The organism is Aliisedimentitalea sp. MJ-SS2, from assembly GCF_032586155.1.
Taxonomy (GTDB): Bacteria; Pseudomonadota; Alphaproteobacteria; order Rhodobacterales; family Rhodobacteraceae; genus JAWHTC01.
In genome coordinates, this window is sequence record NZ_JAWHTC010000013.1 from 1 (window position 1) to 1,769 (window position 1,769).

Below are 1,769 nucleotides of genomic sequence, written 5' to 3' on the forward strand. Positions count from 1 at the left end.
GGTCACTTCGCGGAGTTTCATGCCAACTGGCTGCAGTTCTGCCTCGACAATGGCGATCACGAGGTCATCCCGGAAGTGCTCCTGGCGCTGCAGGGCCGCGAGGTGGCGACCGCTGTTCTGGACGGGTTGGCCCTGGACGAAGGCGAGATCGCCAGCGAGGCCCTGGCGGCGTACCAGACCGCCCGGCGCGAGCTCAGGGAGATGTCGGAACGGATGCAGAGCGGCACGCCGGCAGCCCAGGCGCAGATGGCGGCCTACCGGGATCGACAGGCGGAGTTGCAGGTGCTGAGGGACGCCGCCCGGCAGGAGCCCGGGTTCGAGCTTCTGAGCCTGCCACAATCCAGGGTGGATGCGGAGGCGCTGCAAGGCAGCCTGGCAGAGGACGAAGCCCTGCTGGTGCTGATGACACAGCACAACAAGCAAGACATGGCGGTCAATGCCCATGCGGTGCTGATGAAGCGCGACAGTGTTGAGCATGTGCCCTGTTACGGGCTTCTGAAGTCGGCCGAGGTGATGCAGGGGTTCTGCCGCGACGTGGCGGCCGGGCACGCCGGTGGCCGTGGCTACCGCCGGGGTGGGTTCGAGAGCCCGCAGAGCGAGATGGTCCAGGCGAGCTACGAAGACTTTGCCGAGGAGGCGCAGGAAGCCGCCGAGGTGGACAGCGGACCCGGCTTGCTCAAACGCCTGGCTGGTCTGTTTGGCCGCAAGGAACAGGGGGAGGTGGCGACAGGGCCGGAGGTCGTGAGTGAACCCCGCAAGCTTGACGCGTTCTGGCCAGCGCTTGAGGCGCACCAGAACAAGGATCTGTGGTCCCGGCTAGCACCACATCTGAAGGGGGTGCGCCGGGTGATTGGCATCACCCATGGCGCGCTGCATCTCGTAGGGCTGACGGCCGGGGCCCCTGAGGATCTGGAGATCGTGCAATATCCGGGGCTGGTGTTCTTCGCCCTGAAGCGCGGGCTCTATGGGGGTGGGGCCGAGGCCGAGCCACTTGCAACCATGCCAGGCGCAGCCCCCCGTCACATCGGCGTTCTGAGCCATGATGATGGGAACATCCCTCTTGCCGCGGCCGAGGGGGATGCGGTCAGCGCCATGTGGCAGGCAGCAGACCAGGCTGAAGTGGCGTTCCCGGCGTCGTGGCCGGAGGGTACGGCCCTCGACTACCTGCATGTGGCCAGCCATGGTGCAACACCTGACACCGGTCCGGTGATCCTGCTGGGACCCGGCAAGACGATCGACGAGGCAACCGTGTCCGAGGGCCCGGTTGCCGATGTGGTCTTTCTCAATATTTGCCTGGGTGGGCATAGTGCGGACCGCCCTCTGGACGGATCGCCCTCCGGGCTCGTCTCGGGCTTTTTGCGGCGCGGCAGCCAGGTTGTGATTGCGGCGCTGCCGCCGGTGCCGGACTTATGGGCCTATGTACTGAGCCTGATCGTGACCGATGAGTTGATTGCCGGGGAGCCCCGGGTTGAAGTGGCGCTGGCGCGGGCCAAGGCCCGCCTGGCAAACGGGGATTGGCCGGAGGGCACCGAAGCCCGGTTACGGGACGGGTTCGAGGCCCGGGTGCTGCCGCAGATCCGCAACCATGTGAAAGACAGCATGACCTTCATGGAGAACGACCTGGGACACTGCATGACCAGCCTGCGCCGGATCTCCCCCTGGTGGCTGGAAGAGGCCACGCTGGACGAACTGGAAGATGTGCTTGCCACCACCCCGGTGGATCAACGCATGGCCACGGCCGGGGATATCCTCACCCGCAACGCCACCCG

General features: G+C 66.4%; 1 protein-coding gene. It reads left to right on the forward strand.

Going from position 1 to position 1,769, the window contains the following annotated elements; translation table 11 throughout:
• The coding region (locus tag RXV86_RS22010) for a CHAT domain-containing protein (protein WP_316302728.1) at positions 1-1,769 on the forward strand (1,769 nt) is incomplete at both ends.